Consider the following 26,270-nt stretch of genomic DNA (forward strand, 5'->3'; position numbering starts at 1 on the left):
GCACTTTTTGCTCAGGCCGATCGACACGCCCAGGGGTTGCTGCCATGAAAACGAAGAAACGCCGCGCCGTCGCCCGTCCATCGCGGCGTCACGGTTTTCGCCGACGAACGCCGCCGGGCAGTCCGCCGGGGACCATCGTCTCGGTGCCGTCCGCTCCGGCGCCCGCCCTTACCTTGACCGTCTTCGACGCGGAGAGTTGCTCGGAGCGTCGGGTTTCTCGCCTGGAACAACTGCCTCCGCTTTCCGAAACGGCGGGCACGATGTGGATCGACGTGGACGGAACCGGCGATGCGGCGGCCTTGGAGCAGATCGGGCGGACCCTCGGACTGCACCCCCTAGCGCTCGAGGATGTCGTGCATGCGCATCAGCGGGCGAAAGTGGAGGAATACGGGGACTGGCTTTTCATCGTCGCCCGACTGCCCCACTTGAACGACGCCTTGGAGACCGAACAGATCAGCATGTTTTTGCGGAAAGGTCTGCTGGTCACGTTCCAACCTCGGCCCGGCGACGCCTTCGGCCCGGTTCGCAAGCGGTTGCGGGACCCCGCCTCGCCGCTTCGCGCGGCGGGCGCCGACTACTTGGCGTACTCCCTGCTGGATCTGACGGTGGATGCCTTCTATCCCGTCCTCGAGGACTTCGGCGATCGCATCGACGTGATCGACGAACAGGCCGCCGCGTCCGACCCGCGGTCCGTATTGAGCGCCATCCACGACCTCCGCCGCGAGTTGCTGTTTCTGCGGCGCGCGGTTTGGCCGCACCGCGACGCCTTGCAGACGCTGGCCCGCCAGGATCGCTTCCTGGGGCCCAACACGCGACTCCATCTCCGCGATTGCATCGACCACGTCACGGCCATCATGGAGTTGACGGAGACGTACCGTGAAATGTGCGCCGACCTCCGCGACTACTGCATGTCGTTGATCGGCAATCGCATGAACGAAGTCATGAAATGGCTGACCCTGACGGCCACGCTGTTCATTCCGCTGAGCTTCATCACCGGCATCTACGGAATGAACTTCGACCCCGACGCCTCGGCCTGGAACATGCCCGAGTTGCGATGGACCTTCGGCTACCCCTTCGCCTTGAGCCTGATGCTGCTGACGGCGTCGGGCATGATGTACACGTTCTACCGCCGCGGTTGGATCGGTCGCCGGGAGGAGGTTTTCCAGGAATCGGCCGACGGTCATCGCGTCCGCTTGGTGGAAGACGTCGCTGCGGAGGAACGCGCCGAGGGTGGGCGAAACGCGACTCGCCGTCCGGGATCGAACGGCGAGTGAAACGGGAATATCGGCGGCGGACGTCGAGGGTCACACGGAGGCCAGGGCCTCGACGACCAGATCGCCGATTTCAGACGTGGAATAGCCCATCTTGCCGGCGGCTTGGCTCTTCATTTTGGTGCCGGTGACGACCTGGATGGCCTTGTTGATCTTGGCGGCGGCGGATTCGAAGCCCGCCTGTTCCAGCAGCATGCCGCCCGCGGCGATGGCGGCGATGGGGTTGATGACGCCCTTGCCCGTGTACTTGGGCGCGCTGCCGCCCATCGGCTCGAACATGCTGGTTCCGCCCGGTTCCGGGTTGATGTTCCCGCCCGCCGCGACCCCCATCCCGCCTTGGAGGATGGCGGCCAAGTCCGTGATGATGTCGCCGAACATGTTGGTGGTCACGATCACGTCGTAGTATTCGGGATTCTTGACCATCCACATGCAGCAGGCGTCCACGTGGTTGTAGTCGGTCTGGATGTCCGGGTATTCCTTGGCGACCTCTTGGAAGGTCCGCCACCAGAGGTCGTGGCCGTACGTCAAGACATTGGTCTTGGCGACCAGGGTCAGCCGCTTTTTCGCGTTCCGTTTGCGCGTATATTCAAAGGCCCAGCGGATGCACCGTTCGCAACCCTTGCGCGTGAAGACGGCGGTCTGCGTGGCGACCTCGTCCGGCGTGCCCTTCTTCAGAAAACCGCCCACTCCGGCGTAGAGGTCCTCGGTATTCTCGCGAACGACGACGAAGTCGATATCGTTCGGCCCCTTGTCCTTCAGCGGGGTTTCCACGCCGGGATAGAGCTTCACCGGTCGCAGGTTGATGTACTGATCCATGCGGAAACGCAACTCGAGGAGCAACCCCCGTTCCAAGACGCCCGGCGGGACCTCGGGGTGCCCGATGGCGCCCAAGAGGATGGCGGGAAACGTTTTCAGTTCCTGGAAGACGTCTTCCGGAAGAATCTCCCCGGTCTTCAGGTAGCGTTCGCCGCCGAGGTCGAAGTCCTTGAATTCGATCTCGAAATTCTCCAGTCGGGCCGCGGCTTTCAGAACCTTGACCGACTCCGCCGTGACCTCCGGTCCGGTACCGTCACCCCCGATTACCGCCACGCGCAAGAACTTTTTTTCAGCCATGAGTTACCTCGACGGGAAGCCGACTTTGGAAGACAAACCCCACCGATTCCGTCCGAGCCGATGGACGGAGCGGACGGCGCCGGCAAAGGCCTCGGGTTGCGGCACGTTCCGCCCGGATGGGAAAACTTGATTCTACGTAGAGCGGCCGAGAGGGGAAAGCCGGTACATCGAGTTCACGCCCTTGATTCCGAGGTGTCGGAGGGTTGCGCCGCCGCAGGCTCACGCGGTAAAAGCCGCCGGCGTCAGTCGGCAGTGTTGCGGCGCTACCCAAGTTTCACCGCTAGCTTACGCGAGCAACTCCAGGTTTCACCGCCAGCTTACGCTGGCGGCTCCAGATCTCACGCTGGCGGCTCCAAGGCTTTATTGCCATCTCACGTCGGCGACTCTGTATTTCACCGCTAGCGGCTCCTAGTTTTACCGCTAGCTCACGTCTGCGGCTCTGGGTTTCACCGCTAGCTTACGCTAGCGGCTCCAGATTCTACCGCTCGTTCACGTCGGCGGTTCCAGATTTTACCGCCGTCTCACGTTGGCAGCTCTCCCGGCGCGACGAGCATAGACCCCTGGAGCCACCAGCGTAAGCTGGTGGTGAAATCGCCAAACGTACCCCCAGGCGCGACAACGCATACTCTCAAGACGCGTTAACGGCGGACTGCGCTCCGCGCCACGGGGCCGACGAGAGATCGGGTTCCGTGCCGAAATCAGCGGGATGTTGCAGGGCCGCGGCCAATCGCTTTAGGTACTCGGCGCGGGAAATTTCCCGAGCGCCAAGGGACTGCGTGACGGGCGTCAGCATCTGGATATCGACCAAACGGTAACCCCGCGCTTGCAGGTGATACAGCAGGTGCAGCAATCCGACTTTGGAGGCGTTGGGGCGAACATAGAACATCGACTCGGCGGCGAACAAGCCCGCCAGCGCCACGCCGTACACGCCGCCCGCCAGTCGTCCGGCGTCCCAGACCTCGACGCTGTGGGCGAACCCCAAGCGGTGTAACCGGATATACGCCCGCACCATGGCCGGCGTGATCCAAGTCCCGTGCACGCGATCGCCCGCAGATGCGCAACCGCGCATCACCACCGCGAAATCGCGATCGCAGGTAACGTGAAAGCGTCCCTGCCGCAACAATCGCATCAAGCGCCGCGGGATGTGGATACGGTCGAACTCGAAGACGCCGCGGGGATCGGGCGAGGCCCAAACGATCGGCGAACGCTCATCGATGGGCCAGGGGAAAATGCCGTGGGCATAGGCATCGAGGAGGATTTCCGGTCTCAGGTCTCCCCCCAGCGCCACAGCGCCCTCGGGGGTGGCCGTCTCGGCGGGAGGAAAAAAGCGCGAGGGCGGCAGGTGCGGTCCGTGCTCGGTTTCGCCGCGTCTTGGCATGGTGCATGGATCGGGAACGTTGTTCCGTACGGCGCCGCCGCCCTCGCCTGAGCGTCGATCTTCAACCCAGAATCTCGACCTGTATTCCCACGCGTTTCGCCGCGTAGGCCGCCTCTTTCAGGTAATCCCCGTACACGGTCATCCAGTGGAATCCCGGCATCCGATCGGCCAGCAGTTTGCTGTCGCACTTGAAGGCGATGTCGATCTGCGAGCGGCAGATCGGCAGGAGCGGATGCGCCACGATCTCGCCCAACAGGCCGACCCAACGCCGCGATTGGAAATCCGGCAGAATGTTCGTCACAACGGCGCCGTTGCTCATCTCGACCTTGGGCGCGGCCCCGTAATCCGACTCGAAGTGCGTCATCACGCGCACCGGTTCGGCGTCCTTGCCGTTCATCTTGCGCGGCGCCGTACAGTGCGCCAAGGTGATGATCCCGTGGTGCGGATACGTGGGGTCGTTGAGGAACGGCGGTTTGCCCGAGATCGACGCCATCAAAATCCCCGAAGGAATGACCACGAAATCGGATTCGCAGAAGGCCAGATAGCCGTCGTCGTTGAGCGTGCTCAGGGCCATGCAAGCCGACGTCTCCGCGACCGGCATGATCGTGCCCATGCAGTGCATGACCGTGATCATCCGGCAATCGGCCTGTTGCATGATTTTGCGGAAGACGTGTTCCAGGAGGAATGCGTTGCGGAGGAACGCGCGGTCCGTCTCCAGCTTGACGTTGGGATCGCCGAGGTAGTCCTCGGTGCGTTTCTCCGCCAAGGCGACGGCGGCGGCATCGGCGCGGGCCTCCTCGATCATCTTCTTCAGGTCGGGGTAGGTGACCTCCAGAATTTCCAGACCCCAAGTCTTTTTCACCAAGTCGGTGATGACTTGGCTGGGTTGTGCCCAACCGCCGGCGCCTCCCACGGCGACGATCCGCGCATTGCGGGTGTTTTTCAATCCGCATAGCGCCCGCAGTCGCCACAAGACCTCTTCGTAGTCGTCCACGACCACGTCGTCGTTGTCCATGCCCGGCACTTGCAACTCGTCCGTATGCTGGCGGAGGAAACGCGGGCTGATGATTTCGTAGTACAAATACACCGGCCCCGACTTGTGCCGGATGAAAAAGACGGTGTCCTTCTTGAGGGCCGCGATCTGGTTGAGATCGCCGTCGCAGGCATAGACCAAGAGGACGTCGGCCTGTTGGACGTCGGGCATGGCGGCCAACTCGGCGGCGTTGCGTGTGGCCGTCAGGGGGGCGATTTCCATGGGGAAATCCGCCTTGGACTGTAGGGCCTTCAGTTCGCCGTCGATCCGCGCCGCCTCGGCCTGGACGTCGTCCTCGGTCTGCACCCCGCCCCACGGACGCCAACTGGTTTGCGGGGCCTTTTTGTAAAGTTGATAGAGGAAGACGGGTTTCACCTTGATCGCCTTCCGCGGGGGCGCGGCGGGCAATTCGGCGGACTGCACGCCGCTCGCCCAACTCAAACCGCTCAGGGCGGCGATTCCCAGCGCAGCGCCGCTCATTCCGCCTAAGAACACCCGTCGGTCAAATCCCGCGGCGCCGGGCGAAGCGCCGTGGTCGTGCCCGCACGGGCAACAGTGCGTCATGATCTTTCCCGTCGGCAACGGATGGCGTGAGTCCATAATTTTCCCTCCCGAGAAAAATGTGAGCATTCCCCTTCGGCGGACGTTCCCTGTCGCGCCGACAATTCGTCAGAAGCTAGACGCATTGTGGCCTCGGCGGCCAGGAATTGCAATCGGCGGGATCGCTGGGTGGGATTCACCACCAGCTCACGCTGGTGGCTCCAGTTGAGAGTTCTAGGAGCCGCCGGCGTAAGCCGGCGGTGTTTTTCGACACAACCCAAGATTCACCACTAACACCACCAGCTTACGCTGGTTGCTCCAGATCAGCATCACTTTTACCACCACCAGCTTACGCTGGTGGCTCCAGGTCAGCATCACTTTTACCAACACCAGCTTACGCTGGTGGCTCATGATGATTACCACGTGGTGGCTCATGCTCTAGGAGCCGCCGGCGTAAGCCGGCGGTGAGGGCTTCGGACATCCAACGCAGATCGCAGAACGGGACGGCGGACAGCTTACCCAATCGCGCCAATCCGCCCAAATCGATCTTTAGAAAAAACCGACAACAGCTTATCATGCTGCAAGCTCGTCGAACTCTCGTTCCGGTTGTGGCGCATGGGGGCGACGCGACTCAAACAATGCACCGCAGGGATACGATGGAAACCTTAGAGAGGGGGATCGCCGCAGCCCGGCGGCTGTAACGGTTGGTTCAGTCGCCAAGTCCGCCCTGCCATCCCCGATCCGCTCGGACCGGAGTCCCGCTCAAAAGGACGAACGCCATTGATCGCATGACCCGACCGACACAACACGCTCTTCGCCGCCGAGCCGATCGCATCGGCCCGAGGTGGACGCTCTGCGCCCTCGCCGTGTTGTGGGCCTTCGTGTCGGGTTGCACGCTGCCGCCCAGCAATATCGATCCGTCGGGGCAAAAGATTCTGGTGCCGCAGGGCGGCGAACCGGTCGGGCCGTATGTGGAGGTGCCCGGCCGTATCGGTCCCGGCGATTGCAGCGAGTTCGCCGTCACCCCCATGGAGACCGCCGCCTCGGTGGGGACCGAGGTGATTTTGGTGGCTTCCGTCCGCGGGCAGGACGAGTATATGCTCACCAACAAGCGGGTGGAGTGGACGCTGGCGGAGTCGGGGGTGGGCTATTTCGTCGATTTCAATCGCGCCGGGATCATGGACTATCTGGTGGGCGACTTCACCCGGCCGCGCAAGGTCACCGACCGCTTCGTCATCACCAGCACCACGCGCGATTATCTGCGATTGACCCGGGGAACGGTGACGCCCACGGACGACGTGCTGATTCGTCCCGGCCAGGCCTGGGTCAGCGTCACCAGCGCCGTGGAGGGCACGTCATTGGTCAATGTTTACGTGCCTTGCGTTTACGGTTGGGATCGTCGGATTCAGACGGCGACGATCCATTGGGTGGACGCCCAATGGACGTTGCCCGCCCCGGCCATCGTCCCGGCGGGGTCGCGCCACAAATTGGTCACCACGGTCACGCGGCAGCGGGACGGCACCCCGTGCTCCGGATGGAAAGTGCGGTACGAGATTCTGGACGGTGCCTCCGCGGTCTTCGCCGCCGACAATTCCACTACCGCCGAGGTCGCCGTGGATTCGGCGGGCCAGGCCGCCGCGGAGATCCTTCAAACGCAACCCTCCGCGGGGGTCACCCGAATCGCCGTGCAAATCGTTCGCCCGGGCGACGCACCGGGGGCCTCCGGTCGCCAGTTGACGGTCGGACGGGGAATGGTCATCGTGACCTGGTCGGGTGCTCAGCTTAATGTCCGCGTATCGGGACCGGGCACGGGCGCGCCGGGCGCGCAATCGTTCCGGATCGAGGTCAACAACTCCGGAAGCCTGCCCGCCGACGCCGTGAGCCTCAGCGTGACCTTGCCGCCGGGTGTGAGCTATCGCTCCGGCAATCCAGCCCCGAGCGTGTCGGGCGCGAGCCTGTCGTGGCAGGTGGGCCGACTCAACGGCGGAGAAACGCGATACTTCGAACTGGGCGTGGACATCGCCGCGGCGGGAAGCTACTCGATCTGTGCAGCGGCGCAAGGTTCCGGAGGAGTCACGGCGCAGAACTGCGCCGCCGTCACCGTGGGGGCGCCGCAATTGGCGATCCAAATCCGCGGACCGAATCAGGCCGTGGTGGGGCAGGACGTCAACTTCATCATCGACATCACCAATCGCGGTCAGGCGGCGGTAAGCGGGCTATTGGTTCGCGACACATTCGATGCCGGGTTGCGGCACAGCGTGAGCCAAGGCGCTGTGGAGCGAGATTTCCCCGGCGCAATCCTTCCCGGCGAGACGAAATCCATCGGCGTCACCTTCCGCGTCGTTCAGCCCGGCCGTTGGTGCCACACGGTTCAAGTCACGGGTCCGGGCGGGATCGCCGCATCCCAGCAGGCCTGCCTCGAAGCCTCGGCCGCGCCGGGTGCGGCAACAACTCCGGGCGGCGGAGCGACAACCCCCGGCGGCGGTCTGACCGGTCCGGGCACGGGAACCGGCGCGGGCGGTACTGCGCCGACTCCGGCGGCGGGCACACCGACGACACCATACGGCGGAACGACGACGCCCGCTCCGCTCGGCGGCACGGGATCGGCAGTCGCACCGCCCTCCACCCCCGCGCCGCCCGCCGGATCGCCGGGCATGGCCCTGCCGCCCGCCCCAACCGGCACCGGGACCACGATCACGCCGCCGCCGACCGCGCCTCCCGCCCTCGGTTCGGGTACGAGCGGAAATGGAGCGGGGGAAGCCTCGCCCGGATTGCCCCCACCGCCGTTCGGCGCGGGCACGGGCGGTCCGACCGCGGGTTCGCCGCCGTCATCCGGGTCCGGGGCGGAAGCACCGAGCGGACTCGGTCCCGGAACCACTCCCGCCGCTTCGCCCGTGGAACTCCGCGTGACCGGACCCCAGCGCATGGAGCTAGGCGGACTGGGCGTCTTCACCATGGAGGTCACGAACCGCGGGACGACCGCCCTCTCGCAAGTCCGCCTGGTCTGCGATTTCGACGTCGCCTTCGAACCGGTCCGCGCGAGTGCCGGGCAGCAGGTGGAGGGCGAGTCGATCGTGTGGTCGCTGGCCGAAGTGACTCCGGGCCAAACCGTCCGCCGCCAAGTGGAACTGAAGGCCGTCGCCAGCGCCGCAAACGCCTGCTGCCGCGCACAATTGACGGACCGGACCGGGCAACTGGCTCAGTCCAGCGCCTGCGTCGCCGTGCAACCGGCGGCCCCCGGCGCCGCCACCATCCGCGAACGGCCTACCGCCCCCAAGCTCTCCCTTCGCATCATCGATCGCCACGAACCGATTGCGCAGGGCAAGAACAAGGTCGTCACCCTTCGCATCGCCAACGAGGGCAACCAAGCGGCGCGGAACGTGCTTCTGACCGTGCAATTGCCGGGCGAACTGAAATGGAACCCCGAGGGCACCGCCGGACCTACCGCAGCGGAACCGACCGCCGACGCCGGACGGGTACGCTTTTCGCCACTGACGGAATTACCGCCGGGCGAGACTCGCGATTATAACGTGTCGCTCACCACGCTTGCGACCGGCGAGGCGGAGATTCGGGCCGAACTGTCGGCCGACGAACTGTCGGAGCCTATCACCGCCTTGCGCAAGACGACGATCATCCGGCCGTAGGAACCACCGGTTGCGGTCGAAAAGCCCAAGCCCTTTATGCCGCGATACGTGATTTTGGAACACGATGCCCCGCGCGGGTTGCACTGGGATTTGCTGCTGGAAACGGCGGGCCTGCTGTGCACCTGGGCGATCTCCCGACCGCCCGACGAATCCCAAGAACTCCCCGCCGAAAGGCTTCCCGACCACCGACGTGTGTACTTGGAGTACGAGGGACCGATCTCCGGCAATCGTGGGACCGTCACCCGCTGGGACTGGGGCGAATACCGCATCCTCCGGCGGCGCGACGGTTTCTTGGAGTTTTCCGTCCGCGGGCAACGCTGGCGCGGCTCCGTCCGGTTGGCTCGCCGTGAATCCGCCTCCGAGGAGTGGACGATTCGTTACTTCCCCGATTCTTCGGACGCCGAACCGTGAACATCCTGGTCCCGATTCCACCGCCGGCTTACACCGGCGGCTCTCGGTGTCTGTTGCGCAGCGCCACGGCACGAGGAATGCCCCGCGAGCGCGAATCGCCATCAGTCGGCGGCGCGCACACCCGGCGGCGACGATCCGAGATGGCTGGACGCGGAGCAGCATGCTCCGTCGCGGTCACCGTCATTTCGCCTTGAGGCATTCCTCCGGGGTGATGACGCCGTCGCCGTTGCGATCGTATTTAGAGAATTCCCGGTACGTGTCCTCCGTCCAGCGATCGGCGAACTCGGCCATCAGGACCTGGCCGTCGCGATCCTTGTCTCGATCGCGGAACCACGAGGGCAGGCCGTCGGGCAGGCGGTCGTAGGGCGAGCTGAATCGGTACCTCTTGACCGAGACGGGCGAAGCGGCGGTTTGGGGCGGTGTATCGGAACGACCTTCTCCCCCTTCATGACGCCGCGATCCGCCGTTCATTTCGGCCAGGCGGCGGGAAAGCTCTTCCTTCGAGATGTTGCCGTCACCGTCGGCGTCGGCAGGAGCCCAATCGCCTCGCATCTTCGACCACTCGTCCTTTTCCAGCACACCGTTTTTGTTTTCGTCGTACCGCTGCATCAAACCGTCGGCGAACCGGGTAATCCGCTCGTCGATCGGCGGCGGAGGGGCCGAGGGTTCCTCCCGACGCTCCTCGCGCGGTTCTTCGGATGAAGACGACGGCGAAGACGGTTGCGAAGTGGACGCGGAACCGGCGGCGGCGGTCGGAGTGCCGAAACCTTGCGGTCGCAATGCCGTCGGGGAAGCAGTCACGCCGAAACCGGGGACCGTACCAGGGGGGCCGAGCTTGAGAATCTTGACCTCCGGCGAAGGACTGTTCGTCGCGGAACTACTTTGCGACGACGGTTGTCCCGAGGAAGACGGCTGCCCCGAGTTCCCTTGCGCTTGGTTGCGGTAGTAATTGATCAGCCCGTCTCGGACCTCGGAGATGCGAAAACCGTTGGAAACATCCTTGCCCGTCCGCTCGCTCAACCGAGGAATAATGTACTGGGCGAATCGTGAGTTCTGAATCTCCTCCTTGGAGACGAAACCGTCTTGGTTCTCGTCGAGGCGGCTCATGAAGCCGACGTAGCGCTCCGCGCGTTGTTCCGGAGTCGATTCCGACCCACGGTCATACCCTCGGGAATCGCCTCGAAAACCGCCATCCATCGGCGGCGGACCGCCGAACCCTCCGGGAGGCCCCCCAAAGCCACCACCCATCCAAGGGGGCTGCGCCTTCACCGAGGAGGCATTCCATGCCAAGCTGAGCGCGAGCACCAGCATCGCGCCGACGACACGGCAGAGCGACGGCGTCGTGCTTTGCTGCCAAAACGTTCGTGGCGAAAGCGCCTTCATTTTATATTCCCCCGAAAAACCGCGGGCGTCGTCGGACAAAGGCGGAGATATAAGGCGACGGGGCCGCTTATTAGCGTTTTCTTTCATTGTAGTCGCGGCGGACGGTCCCACCGCGACCTTTTTTGGGTCGTTTGGATATCTCGTTGTTATGTCTCCATCAAGGTAAACACCCGACCTCGGGGTTGTGTTTCGAGCAAAGTGCAAAGGGCGTGCCCCGGCGGTAGGACGGTGGAGCGCGGAGGGCGGGGGCGCGTGACGATTCCGGACCGTCGCGAGAATCTTTCCGCGGCGGTCGGAACTTTTCGTGCGGCAGCGCGTTTATTGCCTTGGAGACGCTGGGGGCGTCTCCGCGGTCGCGGCGGACAGCCTCGCGAGTCGCCCGCGACGCAGCAGCGGTTCTTCGTTCGGAGGTTCGGTTGAGAGTCGGAGGAATGTCCATGAGAGTGACCCAGTTAGCGTTGGCGGTGCTGTTGACGATCGGTCTGACGGCAGGCGCGGCTTTGGCGCAACCCCCGGGTGGTCCCGGCGGTCGCGGACCGGGCGGATTCGGCATGATGGGCGGCGGCGGCATGGGCTGGGCGCAGCTCCTGCAAGTCGAGAAGGTGCAAAAGGAGATCGAGCTGACCGACGATCAAAAGGCTGAGATCGAAAAGATCGTCACCGCCAATCGCGAAAAGATGCGGGAGTTGTTCAGCCAAGGCCAAGGCGGTGATCGCCGGGCAAACTTCGAGAAGATGCGGGAATTGCAGCAGGAAGCCCAAAAGAAGATCGAAGACGCCCTTCTGCCGCATCAAGTGGCCAGGCTCAAGGAAATCCGCCTCCAGGTGTCCGGCGTCGGGGCCTTGATGGATCCCGAGGTCCAAAAAGAGCTTGGGTTGAGCGAGGAGCAGGTCCAAAAGCTCCGCGACGTCGGCCGCGAAGTGATGCAGAGCATGAGGCCGCAAGACGGGCAAGGCCCGCGTGACCCCGGCGCGATGCGGGAACGGTTCCAAGAAATGCGGCAAAAGATGGAGGAAGCCGCCCTGAAGGTCCTCACCGAGGATCAGAAGGCTAAGTGGAACAAGATGAAGGGCGAGAAGTTCGAACTCTCTCCCGAGGATATGTTCCCCCGCCGCGGCGGTGACGGTGCCCCCGGTGGTGATCGGCCTGCTGGACGACGAGGCAACCGGAATACGTGAATGCCTCGACCGTGATGCCGAGTTCGGGACGCCCACGCGAACCGAATCAGGCTCTCACGTCCGACGATAAATCCCCCAGCTTGGCGGGTGGGTAGCCGACCACGCGGCCCGTGACCGAACTGCGAACAGAGGCACCCCCGCCTCCGGGTCTCGGCCGAAACGCGCAAAAATGGTCCGCGAACCGCTCGCCAAGCTGGTTTTTTCCTTGGATAGGGAACCGCTAGAGGGTTGATTGGTTACCATCGAGAGAGTGGTTATTGGGCGGGGCGGAGTCCCAAGACGGAAGTGGAAGGGATCGGGCGGTGCGTCAAGGGGAAGCCGCAATTGCAACCGGCGGGGCTGAGTCCGGTGTAATATGAAAATGGGCACGCCTTGAGATCAATCCTGCTCCGGTTTGGATGCAACCTCGGACGCGCAATTTTTTGAGAGAAAATTTCATCTGAAACGGATTTCTCGCAGTGCGCAACGAATAATTAGGGGTATGGAAGAAATAGGCGGGGGAGTCGGGGCAATCGTCTCTTGCCGTGGCTTGGTGCCGCCTATTCGTACTCGCCATCGTCGCGGAATAGGTTCTTCGCGGCCGATTGTCACGAGTTCTGTTTTGGATGACGTGGGCTTTGGCCCGGGGAGGGAGCGGCGGTTCGATGGGTCGGGCGATCGAGAGGCGGGTTAGGCCTCGCTTCGCATCCCCGCGATTCGGACCGAGGAGTTTTGGCGCGGCGGCGCCTCGGTAAATGGTGGCCCATGGAAGCCGGTGAAATCTTGCTAAGAAAAGGCCTGTTGACCGCCCAGCAGTTGCAGACGGCCCGTCGCAACCAGGGGGAGGGAAAGCGTCTGGACCAAGCCGCCGTAGGGATGGGCTTGGTTTCGGAAGAGCAAGCGCTTCGCGCGCTCGGGGAAGAGCTTGGCATCCCGTACGTCGATCTGCACGACGTCAAGATCGATCCGGCTTTGCTGAACGGATTCCCCCTGAAATTCGTCTATCGCGAGAACCTGTTTCCCATCCGTCAAGAGAACGGACGACTGATCGTCGCCACCAGCGACCCGTTCAACCTGTACCCGTTGGATGAACTTTCCACCGCGATTGGCAAGACCGTGACCCCGGTTTTGGCCAGCCAAGCGGAAATCAGCAAGCTGATCAAGACGCACCTGGGCGTGGGCGGCGAGACGATCGACGAGTTGATCGCCCAGAGCGACGACGAAGATTCGGTCGAATTGATCGACGGCATCGAAGCCGACGGATCCGAGCTTTCGCAACTGGCGCAAGAGCCTTCCGTCGTCCGGTTGGTCAACGAGATCTTGTTGGAGGCCATCGACGTTCGGGCGAGCGACGTGCACATCGAGTCGCAACCGTCGGGCCTGAAGATTCGCTACCGCATCGACGGTGTGCTGCACGCGCAACCCGTCCCGCCGGAGATCAACCGCTTTCAGGCGGCGATCATCAGTCGTCTGAAGATCATGGCGCGGTTGAACATCGCGGAACGGCGGTTGCCGCAAGACGGTCGCATTCAGCTTCGCGTGGCCGGGCGCGAGGTCGATGTCCGCGTCTCCGTTATTCCCATGATCCACGGCGAAGGGATCGTCCTCCGCTTGCTCGACAAGGGGGCGATGGAGTTCAACCTCCGCAAGCTGGGCATGGAGGAGGATATCTATGCCGTCTTCCAAGATCTGATCAAGCTCCCGCACGGCATCCTGCTGGTAACGGGACCGACGGGTTCCGGTAAGACGACCACCCTGTACAGCGCCCTGTTGGAGATTCGAGACGAGCAAACCAAGATCATCACCACCGAAGACCCGGTGGAATACCAATTGGAAGGCATTAACCAGATTCAGGTCCATCCCAAGATCGGCCTGACGTTCGCCGCATCGCTGCGGAGCATCCTGCGTCACGACCCGGACGTGATCCTGGTCGGCGAAATCCGCGACCTGGAGACGGCGGAAAACGCGATCCAGGCCTCGTTGACCGGGCACTTGGTGTTCAGCACGTTGCACACGAATGACGCGGCGGGAGCCTACACGCGACTGATCGACATGGGTTTGGAGCCTTTTTTGGTCTCCAGTACGGTGGAGGCCGTCATGGCCCAGCGATTGGTGCGGACCCTGTGTCCCGAGTGCAAGGAACCGTACGAACCGGATCCCGCCGAATTGCCCCGCGATTTCCCTCGCGATCGGTTAGAACAAGGGGTGACGCTGTACCGGGCGAAGGGGTGCCGGGCGTGCCGGAACGTGGGCTATCGGGGGCGGGTGGGTATTTTCGAGCTTCTCGTGACCACGGAGCGCATCCGTCAGTTGTCGCACGATCGGGCCAGCAGTTGGGCCATCCGCCAGGCCGCCGTGGCCGAGGGCATGATCACCCTGCGGCAGGATGCGTGGCGGAAAGTGTTCGCCGGGCGGACTACAATCGATGAGATCGAGCGTGTGACCCGGGCGGAGGAACACTGACGCTCCGCCGTTGCGGTCGCCCGATCGCAGGCCGGGGATCGACTTGCGGGGCCGAGGCGGTCGCCCCGTCGTTCCAGCCTTTTCGGCGCTCGGCGGTTTCCACCCGATCGCGCCGCGGTCCAGAGGAATAGTATCAGCTCATGCCGGAGTTCAGTTACGTCGCCGTCGACGCCAGCGGAAAGAAGATCACCGGCACGGTTGCGGCAGCGACGCAACGCGAGGCGGTGGCGGCGGTATCTGCGCGCGATCTATTCCCGTTGGAGGTCCGAGGCGAAGCGACGGATTCGTCGGCCTTGCGGCGGCGTCGCGTGCCCGCCCAACTGATGGCCGTCACGTACGCTCAACTGGCGGACCTCTTGCGGAGCGGCGTGCCGCTGTTGCGATCCATCCAGGTGATTCGCGGTCAGGTATCCCACCCCGTGCTCAAGGAAGTATTGGGGGAGGTGGCGCGGCGGGTGGAGGACGGGGCGTCGTTGGCCGACGCCGTCGCCCGATTCCCCGGTTGCTTCGGCGAGATGGCCGTCAGCATGATCCGCGCCGGCGGCGAGGGAGGCTTTTTGGAGGACGCCCTCGTTCGCGTCGCCGCCTTCACCGATGCCAGTGAAGACCTGCGGAAACGGGTGATGGGCGCGATGGCCTATCCCGTGCTGCTGTTCCTCATCGGAACGGTGGTCGTCAGCGGTCTGCTGGTGTTTCTGGTGCCCCGATTCCAGACCTTGTTCGAAAGCCTGCGGCAACGCAACGAATTGCCCGGTTTGACCGAGGGGCTGCTGGCCGCCAGCGACTTCCTCCAGCATTGGGGTTTGTGGATCCTGCTCTTGATCGGCTTGACCGTGTGGGCGGTCCGCGGTTGGCTAAAGACCGAGGCGGGTCGGCGGGTGTGGGATCGGTATATCCTCCGCGTGCCGGTGGCGGGCAACATCTTCCTCAGCTTCGCCGTGGCGCGGTTTTGCCGCATCTTGGGTACGCTCCTGCAAAACGGCGTGCCGATCCTGCGGTCACTCGAGATCGCCGGCCAGGCGACCGGCAACCGCGTCCTCAGCGACGCCGTGGCGAAGGCCTCGGAGAACATCTCGGCCGGGCAGTCCTTGGCCGCCCCCCTGGCCGCCTGCAAATTGTTTCCGCCCATGGTCATCGAGATGATCTCCGTGGCGGAGGAAGCGAATACCTTGGAGACGGTGCTGATTCAGATCGCCGACGCCCTGGAACGGAGAACGTGGCGGCAACTGGAATTGGGCGTGCGGTTGCTGGAGCCGATCATGCTATTGATTATCGCCGGGATCGTGTTGATCGTGGTCATCGCCCTCCTGCTGCCCGTCCTCAAGATGAGCACTACGATCTGACCCGGCTTGCCGAATCGACCCGTCGCCGGAGCGGGAGGTTGACGCCGGAGTCCCCAATGGGAATCCGCGGGGCGACGCAAACCGGGACAATTTCCGGTGTTTGGGGTTTACATGAAGGGAGGACGAGGTTTTGCCGGACTTCTGCGCGGCATTCGCGACGGGTTCGGCACGCGGCGCACGATCGCACGGTCTCGCCGCCGTGGGCGAAACCTCGGAGGGGATCGTACCGCTAGCAGTGAAAAAAGGAGTTCATTTCATGTGTGACGCTGGAACGAACAGGTCGAACCGACGCCGCTCACGCCGTGGTGTGACCTTGATCGAAGTGTTGTTGGTGCTGGTGATCCTGCTGATCATCGCGTCTATGGCGGTGATGGCCTACGGGCCGATCCAACGGCGCGCGTACATCAACGCCGCGCGTGCCCAAATCAAGGCCTTCAAGGCCCCGATCCAGCGGTATTACCTGGACACCAACCAGTACCCGGCGTCGCTGGACGCCTTGATTCAACCGCCGGCCGACTTGCCCGATCCCACCAAGTGGGACGGCCCATACTTGGACAGCCAATTCGTGCCCCTCGATCCTTGGGGAAACGAATACCAATACATGTACCCCGGTCAAAACGATCCCGAAGGCTTTCCCGATATCTGGTCTTTCGGTCCCGACGGCGTGGACGGCACGGAGGATGACGTGACCAGTTGGGCCGGCTAGGTCGGCGGGAGCGCTTTGCGATCTCGGCCTTTTCCTGCTTCCTTCCCGCTCCATGCGGCGATTCCCATGCGTCGGCCGACACTTTCCCAGCGACTTCGGCGAAATGGGCGGTTCAACCGCCGGGCGCTGACGCTGTTGGAAATCATCCTGGTGTTGACGCTGATGTGCGTGCTGGGCAGCATGGCCTACATCACGGTGATGCGGCCGATGGCCTCGCAACGCCTGGAAACTGCCGCGGATCAACTACGGGCGGAGTGGTTGCGGGCACGCAATCGGGCCATGTCGCGCGGCGTGACCTACGCCTTCCGCTGTTCGCAAGAGAGCGGCGCGTACACCGTGGAACCGTACAGCGACGCTTCCCAGGACGCGACTCTGACGGGGAGTTTCGGCGGCACGAGCCTGTCGGGCAATGTCGCCGCGCCCGTTATCCAAGGGGAACTACCGGAAAAGATCGTGGTTTACGACGGCAACGTGCTGGCCGACGAATTGTCCTCCGCCGATTTCGCCGAGAGCGGTCTCGCGGCCGACGGATTCGGTACGCAAGGGAGTTGGACCATCCTCTTCTTTCCGGACGGAACGGCGACCTCGGCGGTCATCACGCTGCGGAACGAATACGGTCGGGCGATCGACGTTTCGCTCCGCGGACTGACGGGGGCCGTTCTCGTGAGCGATGCCTATCACGCGGACGCGGTCACGGCGGGAACCGGCGAAAGCGTTCCCGCTTCCGCCGCCGGAGGTGCGCCATGAGGTCGCGATTGGGAATCGCCGATCGCCTTCGCGGGCATGCCCAAGCGGGTTTTACGCTGCTGGAGGTCATCTTGGCGATGGCCATTCTGCTGCTGTCGTTGGCCGCCGTTTCGCAACTGGTCTTGACCGCCCATGCCAACGCGCGCTTGGCCCGGGACCGCGGCACCGCTCAAATGCTGTGCGACAGCCTGATGGCGGAACTGATCGCCGGATCGCTCCCCTTGGAATCGACGAGCGAAACGTCGCTGCAAGACGTGGTGGACGGCGTGGACCCGGACTGGTTGTATGCCGTGGACGTGTCGGCGACGGACCTGGACGGCCTGCTCCGGGTGGAGGTGCTTGTGCGGCAAGACGACGCGGTGATCGCGCGGCCCGCCGAGGCCCGTTTGGTGCAATGGATGATCGATCCGGACTACGAGTTCGTTCAACCCGGCGAGAGCACGTCCTCGGGAGAGTCGTCGTCATCGTCGCAGTCTGGGGAAGCGTCGAACGCAGAAGACACGGGAGATGCGCAGCAGTGAACCGCCGCACCGGATTCCACGCTTTGCCGCCCTATCTTTGCGGCCATCCTCGCCGAGGAAAGGCGTGGCAAAGGCGGTGCCGCCACTGCGGCTTCACGCTCCTGGAAGTCATCCTGTCGCTGGCCCTGGTCACGCTGGTGCTGGCGGCGATGGGTGCGGCGACGGTCTTCCACTATCGGGCCGTGGAATCCGCCAAGGCGCGCTTGGCCGAGGCGCAACTTGCCCGAGCGGTCTTGGAACGCATGGCCCAGGACATTCGCGGAGCGGTCCCCTACGATCCCGTCAACTTCGCTCAATTGATCCCGGGTTTGGTCACGCGAACCAGCGAGAGTGATCTGGCGGATGCGGCCTCCGCGGCGGGACTGGATGCCTCCATGCTCTTTTCGGAGGGCGGCGATTCCTTCTCGGACCTGGGCGACGATGCCGCTTCCGGAGCGCTGCCGCATAGCGTGCCCGGCCTCTATGGCGAGATCGATTGGATTCAAGTGGACGTCAGCCGCCTGCCGCGTCCCGACCAACTGCAATCCGAGATTTTCCTCTCCGCCGACGGGATGCTGATCGACCGGGTGAGCGACGTCAAGACCGTGACGTACTTCATCCTCGACCCCGCGGAGGCTTCCGGCTACACGATCGCAAGCACGCCGGGGGTTACCGGCTTCGAGCAGCAAGGCGGCTTGGTCCGCCGGGAATTGGATCGAGCGGTGACCGCCTACCTGGCCGAGAGCGGCGAGTTGGATCAGATCGACAACACGCTTCAGCCGATCGCCCCCGAGGTCGAGGCGGTGGAGTTCGCGTACTTCGACGGTTCGAGTTGGACGGACTCCTGGGATTCCGACCTTCAGGGCACCCTGCCCACGGCGGTGGAAATTCGCCTGTACATTCGTCCCGCCGAGTCCCGACGCGACGGCGGGATGTTGACGGGCACGCTCGGCGCCGGGCTTGCCGAGGAAGGCGACGACCTGCGGATGTATCGCACAGTCGTCTATCTGCCGGCGGCGCACGTGACGGGCCAACTGGGAGCGACGGGCGGCGGGACGAGCGAGTCCTCCGGTTCCCAAAGCGGAATGAGCGGCGACGAAGGTCAGGAATCGGAACAAAATGATGAGATGAACAACTCGCCCGACGACCGCGGCGATTCCGGTCGCGGCGGCAGACCCGGCGGCGATTCGGGCCGCGATCGCGGCGGTCCTTCTTCCGGCGACGGCGGCGGCTTCGGCGGTCCTCCCCCAGGTCCGTCCGGAGGTCCGCCGAGAGGTCCGTCCGGCGACGGCGGTCCCCCACCCGGTCCTCCGCCTGGTCCGCCGAGCGGCGGTTTCGGCGGGCCTCCGCCCGGCGGCGGAGGAGGAGGCGGCGATGACCGGTAGCTCTCGGCCCCGATCTCGATCCGTCGTTCGGCGGCACGGCGTCCGCGCGGTTCCCTTGCCCGCACGCCGCGGTATGATCCTGTTGGTCGTCTTAGTCACCGTGGCCCTGTTGGCGCTGGGCGCCTTGACGTTTGCCGAGTTGATGTTGGCGGAGCGAGAGGGGACGGAAATCTACGGCCGATTGTCGCAGGTTCGCGCCGCAGCTTCCTCCGGCGTGGAGACCGCCCGGCTGTTGGTCTCCATGGACGAAGATCAGCAGATCGAGAACGGCGGTTGGTACGATAACCCTACGTGGTTCTCCGGCGTGCCCGTCCTGGAAGAGACCGATCCCCGCAATACCGCCTATTTCTCGATCATTGCGCCCGCCGACGAGGGTTACGCCACCGGTTCCGGCGTGCGGTACGGCCTGGAGAACGAATCGGGCAAGCTGAACGTGAACAGCCTGCTCTTGGCGGACCAGTATGTCGAGAACGGCGGGCGGCAGCTCTTGATGGGCTTGCCGGGCATGACCGAAGACGTCGCCGACGCGATCATGGATTGGATCGACGCCGACGACGAACCGCGGGAGTTCGGCGCGGAGGTCGACTATTATTCCTCCCTCGATCCCCCCTACGCCCCCAAGAACGGACCGCTGGAAACGGTCGAGGAACTGCTGTTGGTCCGCGGCGTGACCCCCGATCTGCTCTTCGGCGCCGACCGCAATCGCAACGGCATGATCGATTCGGGTGAGACGGTGCCGGATACGCTTTCGGCGCTGGGCGTAAGCGACGCGACGGCCTATCGCGGTTGGGCCGCCTATTTGACCCTTTTCAGCATGGAACTCAACGTCCGTCCGGACGGCTCCGCCAAGATCGACATCAACCAAGACGACTTGGAGACGCTGTACGACGAATTGGCGGCGGAATTCGGAACGGAGGCGGCGACGTTCATCGTGGGCTACCGGCAGAACGGTCCCTACGACGGGACGGACGAATCCGAACCGCTGAGCGAAGGGGCCTTGCCCGATTTCTCGCGACCCTCCCGCGCGACCTTCAGCACGGTGCTGGACCTGATCGACGCTCGGGTCCGCATGCAATTGCAGGGCGAGGAGGAACCGGTGGTCCTCGGTCCCCTTTGGTCCACGTCCGAACCGGGATTATTGCGGGTGGCGCTGCCGCTGATCATGGCCAACCTGACGGCCACTTCCAGCAAGGTGATTCCCGGTCGCATCAACATCAATTTGGCGCCCCCTTCCATTCTGTACGGGATCCCGGGGCTGGATCCCTCCGCCGCGGACGCGATCATCGACTTTCGCCCCAGCGACCCCGTCAACTTGGACGACGATCAGTATCGCTACGAGACCTGGCTGTTGGCCGACGGCGTGGTGACGCTGGAGGAGATGAAGGCCCTGATGCCGTTCGTGACCTGCGGCGGCAGCGTGTTCAAGGCGCAGGTGGTGGGGTATTTAGGGGGTGGGATTCCGGCGGTCCGCCACGAAGTGACGATTGACGCTACCGTCCGTCCCGCTCGCGTATTATTCTGGAGAGATATGAGCCATCTGGGCCGCGGTTTCGACGCCGACGTTTTGACCGGGGCGGGAACGTCCACGCTCGGTTTGCCCGGCTTTTGAAAGGCGATCGACGCCGAGGGAGGACGCAGGTTATGCCGCAGTGGCTGGCCGTGGAATGGGACGATGAGGAATTGCGGGCGGTGGTCGCCCGCGCCGCCCGGCGCGGCCTCACCTTGGAGGACGCCTTTTCCGTGCCGCTGCGGGAGGCGGTTCCGTCGTCGGGCGAGAACGGCGAGCGGCAGCGCCTTCCGGCGGAGGAAGTCGGCCGCAAGTTGGCGGCGGCTTTGGCGGCACGCGGCGTTTCCCGCCCTCGCACGTTCGTCGCCCTCAGTCGCTCGCGGATCGAATTGCGCCAGATTTCTCTCCCCCCCGTCGCCGACGACGAACTCCCCGAGTTGGTCCGCTTTCAAGCCTTTCGCGAGTTTCCGCACATCGACGAGGAATGGCGGATCGACTATATCCCGCTGGAAGCCGCGGCCGATCAAACGCGGTCGGTGTTGGCCGCCGCGCTTCCGCCCGCCGGCAGCGCCGAGATTCAAGCCGTCTGCGGAGCGGCCGAGCTGAGCGTTTCCCGGCAAGTTTTAAGGCCGTGCGCCGCCGCCTCATTGGCTCTCCGCCGCGTTCCCACCCAACCGGATGAGATTCGCCTGATCGTGAACCTGGTCGGCGAGGAAGTCGATCTGGTCATCGTGATGCGGGATGCGCTGGTGTTCGTGCGGACCGCTCGCGTGGCGGGCAACCCCTTGAACGATCCCGACGCCGCCGAGCTTTTCGTGGGCGAAATCCGCCGGACGATGGTCGCCGCTCAGAATCAGTTGGGCGGGGGAAGGGCCAACCGCATCGTCTTGTGCGGAGCGGATGCGGCCCACGAAAAACTGGTCGCCATGCTCGGCGAGCGGCTTTCCCTCCCCGTCGCCTGCTTCGATCCTTTCGCCGAAGCGGCGGTTTCCGGGGAGCTGGTTCGCCATCGCCCGGAAGATTCGGGCCGCTTCGCCTGTCTGGTGGGCGTGCTGGCGGATGAAGCCGACAAGCGTCTCCCGGCGATCGATTTTTTGCATCCCAAACGCCGGCCCGAGCCGCCTTCGCGCAAGAATCAGTATCTGCTGGCGGGCGCGGCAGGCTTGTTGCTGGTGCTGTGGGGAATCATCTTCGCTTGGTTGGCGGTCCGCGGCATGGACGAAAAAATCCAAGCCCTGCAAGCCAAACGCCAAGATTTGGACCGCAAATTAAAGGAGGCCGACAAGACCCGCAAGCTGGCCGACGCCCTGGACGCTTGGCGAGCGAGCGACGTGCCGTGGCTCGAGGAACTGAAGCGGCTGAACGAGAAAGCCCCCTCCGCCAAGGAAGTGATGCTGAATAAGCTGACGATGACGGCGAGCGAAAAGGGCGGGCAAATCACCCTGGAGGGCTTCGCCGCAAGCGCCGACGCCGTACAGGCCCTCGAACAATCGCTCGAGGATCCGGATCATCGCTTGGTCAGCAAAGGCAAGGCGGAGGACGCGTCCCAACCGCCTTACACCCTTCGCTTCGGATCGGTGGTGCTGATTCGACCGCCCGAGTCATCGAGCGGGACTGCGCGGGCGACCGCCGTGCGACGGACCGCCTCTCCGGCCGCCCGGGGAACCGCCGGGGGGAGGCAGCCATGACCATCGGCCGACGTGAGATCACCCTATTGGCGGTGCTGAGTTTGTTCGGGGTTCTGCTGGTGGGGACGGCAGTGTATTCCGCCGTCGTCTCGCCGTACCTCGCCAAGCAGCGGAATTATCAACAACTGGCGGCGCAAGTGGCGCAGAAGCAACGCCAGTTGAACGAGCTGACCAAGGCCGAGGAAAAGCTCCGCTTTGCCCGCGAGCAATCGCTGCCTGCCGATCCCGCCGCCGCGAGACGACTCTACGAGAACTGGCTGCTGCAATCCGCCCAGGCGGCGGGTTTCGACGGCGTGAAGATCGAAAGCGGCGAGGTCCGCCGCGAGAAGGACCTGTTCTACCGCTTTCCCGTCGTCATTCGCGGACAAGCCACGCTGGAGAAGCTGACGTCCTTCCTGCACGCCTTCTATGCGCGGAAATACTTGCACCGCATTCAACAGATCTCGATCACGCCGGCCAAGGACGGAAAGTCCATGGATTTGATGGTCTCGGTGGATGCCGTCGTTTTGGATGACGCCGCGGCGAAGGAAGCCCTGCCGGAGGGCGAACCGACGCAGCGAGAACTGCCGCCGGTGAAGGATTATGTGAGCGTGATCGCGGGCCGCAATCTGTTCGCCGTGTATCAGCCGCCCCCGCCGCCGCGTCCACCCCGACCGCCGGAACCGCCGCGCCCTTCGACGCCGCCTCCGCCGCCCGCCCTCGACCCCAGTCGATTCGCCTACATCAACGCCATCGTGGAAGTCAACGGCAAGCGCGAGGTGTGGCTCTATTCCCGCACGGAAGGAAAGACGCTGCGCTTGAACGAGAACGACCCGTTCGCCATCGGCGCCGTCAAGGGCCGGGTGACGCGGATCGGCATCCGCGACGTGGAGGTCGAAGTGAACGGCGAGCCTCGCGTGCTGTCGCTGGGCGACTGCTTGTACTCCGACGGAAAGCCCGCGCATGACGAGACATGACGCGGCGTTTTTACCATCGGAGCGCGCAACGCCGGTTCGCTGCCGCAAGTCGCCGCGATCCATTCCCAGGAGGCGTGCATCATGTCCCAATGGAAGGCTCCTCGATTCGGTGTTTCGAGGCGAAGCGTGCTGCGTGCTTCGGCGGCGGTCGCACTGCTTCCGACCGCGCGGTTTCTTTCGGCCGAGGAAACCGCCGAGGTCCCCATCCGCGCCGTGACGCGAGGCCCCCGCTTTCACTGGTTCGGCTACTACGACAAGCTGCAATTCGACGGCGAAAATCGCCGACTCTTGGGAATGGAGGTCGATTTCGAGCACCGTTCACCTCGGCCCCAAGACCGCATTCGATTGGGCATGGTGGATCTGGCGGACGGCGACCGCTGGATCGAGTTGGGAGAAAGCACAGCCTGGTGCTGGCAACAAGGCTGCATGTTGCAGTGGCGGCCCGGCCATGATCGCCAAGTCTTGTGGAACGACCGATCCGGCGACCGTTACGTCTGCCGCATCCACGACCTGGCGACCGGTCAATCCCGAACCGTCCCGGCGCCCGTCTACGCCGCGGCGCCCGACGGACGCTGGGCCGTCAACGCGGATTTTCGCCGAATCAACGACCTGCGACCGGGCTACGGTTACGCGGGCCTTCCCGATCCCTTCGCCGACCAACGCGCCCCGAAAGATTCCGGCATCGACCGGGTGGACTTGGAGACCGGCGAGACCGCTCGCATCGTTTCCATCGCCGACGCCGCCGCGATTCCCTTCGATCACGGCGATTTCGGGGAGGGCAAGCATTGGTTCAATCATCTTCTGGTCAATCCCGACGGCACCCGACTGGTGTTTCTGCACCGCTGGAAGATCGACGCCCAACGCTGGCTCACGCGCATGCTCTCGGTCCGCCCGGACGGCGGCGATCTCCGCGTGCTGATCGGGTCGGGTTACGTCTCGCACTTCATTTGGCGCGATCCGCAACACATCTTGGCTTACGCCAAACCTTCGCCCGAAGCGCCTTGGGGATTCTACCTCTTCGAAGACCGACCCGGCGGCATGGTGGAGCAGATCGGGGCGGGCATCATGGGGCCGGGCGACGGACACTGCACCTACTTGCCGGGAAACCGGTGGATTCTGTGCGATACCTATCCCGACCGGGACCGCATGCAGCACCTCTATCTGTTTCGCGTCGCCGACGGTCGACGCATCCCCTTGGGGAAGTTCCTTTCGCCGCGGGAATACGCGGGCGAATGGCGATGCGACCTGCATCCCCGCTTCAGTCGCGACGGACGGTTCGTCACGATCGACTCCACACACGAAAGCGGCCGACAAATCTACCTGTTGGACCTTTCGCGGATCGTGGAAGACGCCACGGCGTGAGACCTCGCGTTCGTTGGCGGGGAATAGAGGCGACGAGTTGTAGCGGGAACGTACGGCACCCGGTGCAGTGCACGCGCACCGCCGCCCGCCAAGCGGCCTCACACGTGATTCGACGGAGTCGGCGAGGGCAATCCCGCCGGATCGTCCTCGTCGGGCGCATCACCGACATGCCGGTCGCCGTTGAGCGGAATGGTAACCCGAACGGTCGTTCCCCGACCCGGAGCCGAGACGATTTGGGCGGAACCGCCCAGCATTCGAGCGCGGTCGCGGATGGCGGCCAGACCGAAATGCCCGGTCGGGACCTCCGCCGGATTGAAACCTTGACCCCAATCCCGAATAACGACGTTCACGCGGCTTCCCTCGTGCGACAGGCGAACCTCCACCTCTTGCGATCCGCTGTGATGGGCGGCGTTGTGTACGGCCTCTTGCACGATGCGGTAGAGATTGTTCTCGACGGGCGGGGCCAAGTGGAGCGATTCCACGTCGGACGTAAAGCGAACCGGAATGCCGCTCTGCTCGCCCATTTCGCGGCACAAATCCCGCAATGCGTCGATGAGCGTCCCGCGATCCAAGCCCGCCGGCCGCAAACCGTCGATCATCCGCCGTGCCTCGGCGATGGCCTGACGCAGCAAGAGAACGGCGCGATCCATGACGGCGGCGGCCTCGTCCGGGCGTTCCCGTTGTACGTAGTCGAACGACTGTAAGTGCATCAGGGCGGCCGATGCCTGCTGCACGAATCCGTCATGGATCTCGTAGGCTAAAATCTCGCTCAGGTGATCGGTCCGTTGCACCCATTCGTGCAACAGACGGCCTTCCTGCTCCCGCCACTGTTGCCGATCCTGCTCCCACGCGGACTTGACCTGCTCGAATTCCTGCTGAATCTTTTGCCATTCGGTGACATCCGAAATGTATCCCTGAAGGCAGAGGAGGTCTCCGTCGCGGTCGAAGATGCCTTGCCCCTGCTCCCAGACCCATTTGACGGTGCCGTCCGCGGCCCGAATGCGGTAGACCATACGGTAAGGACGACGCTCCGCAACGGCCTCTTGCACGGCGCGGTAGACGGTCTCCCGATCCTCCGGTTCAATCAATTCGGCATACGATACGCGGCGGTTGCCGAGCAAGTCCTCGGGCAAGTAACCGGTCAGGGAGCGGCAGCCCTCGCTGATGAACTCCATGGTCCACTGCGGATCGTTGCGGCAGCGATAAACCAGTCCCGGCAGACCCTCCAGCACGCTGTTCAACCGCTGGGCTTCAATGGCTAAGAAGGCGGTGTAGCGATGCGCCGCCGTCAGGCTGGGGCGAATAAGCCAAACCCCCACGAGGGCCAGCGTGGAAATCATCAACGCCACCGTCTCCGTGATGAGGATCGGCTGCGCCCCGGCCAGCCACCACTCGCCGAGCACCAACGCCCGGCGAATGCCCATCAGGATCAACGCGGCGGAGATCAAGAGCCATCCCCAGCCCGCGCGAGACTCTTGCGCCAGACGAAACGCCAAGGCGGCGGCCACCGCCTGAAAGGCAATGGACAGAAGCAGGACGATGGTCGTCAAAGGAGCTTCCACGGGAATCAAAACTCTAATAGGGGTCGCTTTTCGAGCGCGCCGCTTTCGGGAGGCTCACAAAAACCGCCGAGAAACCCGCCCCTTTGCTGCTTCTCCATCCGCCCACGGGTACTAAGGATAT

The 26,270-nt window shown here is 64.1% G+C and carries 20 protein-coding genes; 14 read left to right on the forward strand and 6 right to left on the reverse strand.

Annotated features, from left to right (window positions below; translation table 11 throughout):
- Nucleotides 1–44: 44 nt before the first annotated feature.
- Complete coding sequence (gene corA / locus ACYQ6J_RS13355; protein ID WP_460184680.1) at nucleotides 45–1,274, forward strand: magnesium/cobalt transporter CorA; 1,230 nt, start codon at nucleotides 45–47, stop codon at nucleotides 1,272–1,274.
- Nucleotides 1,275–1,304: 30 nt separating this feature from the next.
- Here the strand turns inward: corA and ACYQ6J_RS13360 are convergent, their stop codons facing one another.
- From ACYQ6J_RS13360 to ACYQ6J_RS13375, 4 genes are all read right to left on the reverse strand, one after another.
- Complete coding sequence (locus ACYQ6J_RS13360) at nucleotides 1,305–2,384, reverse strand: 3-isopropylmalate dehydrogenase (protein ID WP_460184681.1); 1,080 nt, start codon at nucleotides 2,382–2,384, stop codon at nucleotides 1,305–1,307.
- A 628-nt stretch (nucleotides 2,385–3,012) separates the two neighbouring features.
- Nucleotides 3,013–3,762, reverse strand: a complete 750-nt coding sequence (aat, locus tag ACYQ6J_RS13365) for a leucyl/phenylalanyl-tRNA--protein transferase (protein ID WP_460184682.1) — start codon at nucleotides 3,760–3,762, stop codon at nucleotides 3,013–3,015.
- A gap of 61 nt (nucleotides 3,763–3,823) precedes the next feature.
- A complete protein-coding gene (locus ACYQ6J_RS13370; RefSeq protein ID WP_460184683.1) occupies nucleotides 3,824–5,395 on the reverse strand; it encodes a hypothetical protein in 1,572 nt (523 codons plus the stop codon).
- Between the two features lie 174 nt (nucleotides 5,396–5,569).
- Entirely contained in the window at nucleotides 5,570–5,758 is a 189-nt protein-coding gene (locus tag ACYQ6J_RS13375; RefSeq protein ID WP_460184684.1) for a hypothetical protein, read from the reverse strand.
- Nucleotides 5,759–6,123: 365 nt separating this feature from the next.
- Here ACYQ6J_RS13375 and ACYQ6J_RS13380 point away from each other — a divergent pair, with 365 nt between their 5' ends.
- Nucleotides 6,124–8,979, forward strand: coding sequence for a COG1361 family protein (locus ACYQ6J_RS13380; protein ID WP_460184685.1), 2,856 nt, complete (start codon nucleotides 6,124–6,126; stop codon nucleotides 8,977–8,979).
- Between the two features lie 36 nt (nucleotides 8,980–9,015).
- On the forward strand, nucleotides 9,016–9,390 hold the full coding sequence (locus ACYQ6J_RS13385) for a DNA polymerase ligase N-terminal domain-containing protein (protein ID WP_460184686.1): 375 nt from the start codon (nucleotides 9,016–9,018) through the stop codon (nucleotides 9,388–9,390).
- 180 nt (nucleotides 9,391–9,570) lie between these two features.
- Here the strand turns inward: ACYQ6J_RS13385 and ACYQ6J_RS13390 are convergent, their stop codons facing one another.
- The gene (locus ACYQ6J_RS13390) at nucleotides 9,571–10,773 is read right to left on the reverse strand and encodes an EF-hand domain-containing protein (protein ID WP_460184687.1); all 1,203 of its coding nucleotides are present in this window, start codon (nucleotides 10,771–10,773) and stop codon (nucleotides 9,571–9,573) included.
- A gap of 437 nt (nucleotides 10,774–11,210) precedes the next feature.
- Here ACYQ6J_RS13390 and ACYQ6J_RS13395 point away from each other — a divergent pair, with 437 nt between their 5' ends.
- From ACYQ6J_RS13395 to ACYQ6J_RS13445, 11 genes are all read left to right on the forward strand, one after another.
- A complete protein-coding gene (locus ACYQ6J_RS13395) occupies nucleotides 11,211–11,951 on the forward strand; it encodes a hypothetical protein (RefSeq protein WP_460184688.1) in 741 nt (246 codons plus the stop codon).
- 744 nt (nucleotides 11,952–12,695) lie between these two features.
- Nucleotides 12,696–14,393: a GspE/PulE family protein gene (locus ACYQ6J_RS13400; RefSeq protein WP_460184689.1), complete on the forward strand. Its 1,698-nt coding sequence runs from the start codon at nucleotides 12,696–12,698 to the stop codon at nucleotides 14,391–14,393.
- Nucleotides 14,394–14,533: 140 nt separating this feature from the next.
- Nucleotides 14,534–15,736 (forward strand): type II secretion system F family protein, encoded by a 1,203-nt coding sequence (locus tag ACYQ6J_RS13405; RefSeq protein WP_460184690.1) that lies wholly within the window; start codon nucleotides 14,534–14,536, stop codon nucleotides 15,734–15,736.
- Between the two features lie 256 nt (nucleotides 15,737–15,992).
- Nucleotides 15,993–16,442, forward strand: coding sequence for a type II secretion system major pseudopilin GspG (gene gspG / locus ACYQ6J_RS13410; protein WP_460184691.1), 450 nt, complete (start codon nucleotides 15,993–15,995; stop codon nucleotides 16,440–16,442).
- Nucleotides 16,443–16,508: 66 nt separating this feature from the next.
- Nucleotides 16,509–17,189: a pilus assembly FimT family protein gene (locus tag ACYQ6J_RS13415; protein ID WP_460184692.1), complete on the forward strand. Its 681-nt coding sequence runs from the start codon at nucleotides 16,509–16,511 to the stop codon at nucleotides 17,187–17,189.
- Nucleotides 17,186–17,710: a type II secretion system minor pseudopilin GspI gene (gene gspI / locus ACYQ6J_RS13420; protein WP_460184693.1), complete on the forward strand. Its 525-nt coding sequence runs from the start codon at nucleotides 17,186–17,188 to the stop codon at nucleotides 17,708–17,710. The genes ACYQ6J_RS13415 and gspI overlap by 4 nt, the downstream gene beginning before the upstream one ends.
- The gene (locus ACYQ6J_RS13425) at nucleotides 17,707–19,074 is read left to right on the forward strand and encodes a PulJ/GspJ family protein (protein WP_460184694.1); all 1,368 of its coding nucleotides are present in this window, start codon (nucleotides 17,707–17,709) and stop codon (nucleotides 19,072–19,074) included. Before gspI ends, ACYQ6J_RS13425 begins: the two co-directional genes overlap by 4 nt.
- The gene (locus tag ACYQ6J_RS13430) at nucleotides 19,064–20,683 is read left to right on the forward strand and encodes a type II secretion system protein GspK (protein ID WP_460184695.1); all 1,620 of its coding nucleotides are present in this window, start codon (nucleotides 19,064–19,066) and stop codon (nucleotides 20,681–20,683) included. Before ACYQ6J_RS13425 ends, ACYQ6J_RS13430 begins: the two co-directional genes overlap by 11 nt.
- A 32-nt stretch (nucleotides 20,684–20,715) precedes the next feature.
- Nucleotides 20,716–22,269, forward strand: a complete 1,554-nt coding sequence (locus tag ACYQ6J_RS13435; RefSeq protein WP_460184696.1) for a hypothetical protein — start codon at nucleotides 20,716–20,718, stop codon at nucleotides 22,267–22,269.
- Nucleotides 22,266–23,225, forward strand: a complete 960-nt coding sequence (locus ACYQ6J_RS13440; RefSeq protein WP_460184697.1) for a hypothetical protein — start codon at nucleotides 22,266–22,268, stop codon at nucleotides 23,223–23,225. Before ACYQ6J_RS13435 ends, ACYQ6J_RS13440 begins: the two co-directional genes overlap by 4 nt.
- Before the next feature lie 81 nt (nucleotides 23,226–23,306).
- Nucleotides 23,307–24,587: a hypothetical protein gene (locus ACYQ6J_RS13445; protein ID WP_460184698.1), complete on the forward strand. Its 1,281-nt coding sequence runs from the start codon at nucleotides 23,307–23,309 to the stop codon at nucleotides 24,585–24,587.
- A gap of 98 nt (nucleotides 24,588–24,685) precedes the next feature.
- On the opposite strand, the gene ACYQ6J_RS13450 is transcribed toward ACYQ6J_RS13445, so the two are convergent.
- Nucleotides 24,686–26,149, reverse strand: coding sequence for a sensor histidine kinase (locus tag ACYQ6J_RS13450; RefSeq protein ID WP_460184699.1), 1,464 nt, complete (start codon nucleotides 26,147–26,149; stop codon nucleotides 24,686–24,688).
- Nucleotides 26,150–26,270: the final 121 nt, after the last annotated feature.

This window comes from Thermopirellula anaerolimosa (assembly GCF_054657335.1).

What these genes read in the sequence shown, in the direction of transcription:
- corA (WP_460184680.1), top strand. Translation starts at nt 45, where the DNA reads ATGAAAACGAAGAAACGCCGCGCCGTCGCCCGTCCATCGCGGCGTCAC.
- ACYQ6J_RS13360 (WP_460184681.1), bottom strand. Translation starts at nt 2,384, where the DNA reads ATGGCTGAAAAAAAGTTCTTGCGCGTGGCGGTAATCGGGGGTGACGGT.
- aat (WP_460184682.1), bottom strand. Translation starts at nt 3,762, where the DNA reads ATGCCAAGACGCGGCGAAACCGAGCACGGACCGCACCTGCCGCCCTCG.
- ACYQ6J_RS13370 (WP_460184683.1), bottom strand. Translation starts at nt 5,395, where the DNA reads ATGGACTCACGCCATCCGTTGCCGACGGGAAAGATCATGACGCACTGT.
- ACYQ6J_RS13380 (WP_460184685.1), top strand. Translation starts at nt 6,124, where the DNA reads ATGACCCGACCGACACAACACGCTCTTCGCCGCCGAGCCGATCGCATC.
- ACYQ6J_RS13385 (WP_460184686.1), top strand. Translation starts at nt 9,016, where the DNA reads ATGCCGCGATACGTGATTTTGGAACACGATGCCCCGCGCGGGTTGCAC.
- ACYQ6J_RS13390 (WP_460184687.1), bottom strand. Translation starts at nt 10,773, where the DNA reads ATGAAGGCGCTTTCGCCACGAACGTTTTGGCAGCAAAGCACGACGCCG.
- ACYQ6J_RS13395 (WP_460184688.1), top strand. Translation starts at nt 11,211, where the DNA reads ATGAGAGTGACCCAGTTAGCGTTGGCGGTGCTGTTGACGATCGGTCTG.
- ACYQ6J_RS13400 (WP_460184689.1), top strand. Translation starts at nt 12,696, where the DNA reads ATGGAAGCCGGTGAAATCTTGCTAAGAAAAGGCCTGTTGACCGCCCAG.
- ACYQ6J_RS13405 (WP_460184690.1), top strand. Translation starts at nt 14,534, where the DNA reads ATGCCGGAGTTCAGTTACGTCGCCGTCGACGCCAGCGGAAAGAAGATC.
- gspG (WP_460184691.1), top strand. Translation starts at nt 15,993, where the DNA reads ATGTGTGACGCTGGAACGAACAGGTCGAACCGACGCCGCTCACGCCGT.
- ACYQ6J_RS13415 (WP_460184692.1), top strand. Translation starts at nt 16,509, where the DNA reads ATGCGTCGGCCGACACTTTCCCAGCGACTTCGGCGAAATGGGCGGTTC.
- gspI (WP_460184693.1), top strand. Translation starts at nt 17,186, where the DNA reads ATGAGGTCGCGATTGGGAATCGCCGATCGCCTTCGCGGGCATGCCCAA.
- ACYQ6J_RS13430 (WP_460184695.1), top strand. Translation starts at nt 19,064, where the DNA reads ATGACCGGTAGCTCTCGGCCCCGATCTCGATCCGTCGTTCGGCGGCAC.
- ACYQ6J_RS13435 (WP_460184696.1), top strand. Translation starts at nt 20,716, where the DNA reads ATGCCGCAGTGGCTGGCCGTGGAATGGGACGATGAGGAATTGCGGGCG.
- ACYQ6J_RS13440 (WP_460184697.1), top strand. Translation starts at nt 22,266, where the DNA reads ATGACCATCGGCCGACGTGAGATCACCCTATTGGCGGTGCTGAGTTTG.
- ACYQ6J_RS13445 (WP_460184698.1), top strand. Translation starts at nt 23,307, where the DNA reads ATGTCCCAATGGAAGGCTCCTCGATTCGGTGTTTCGAGGCGAAGCGTG.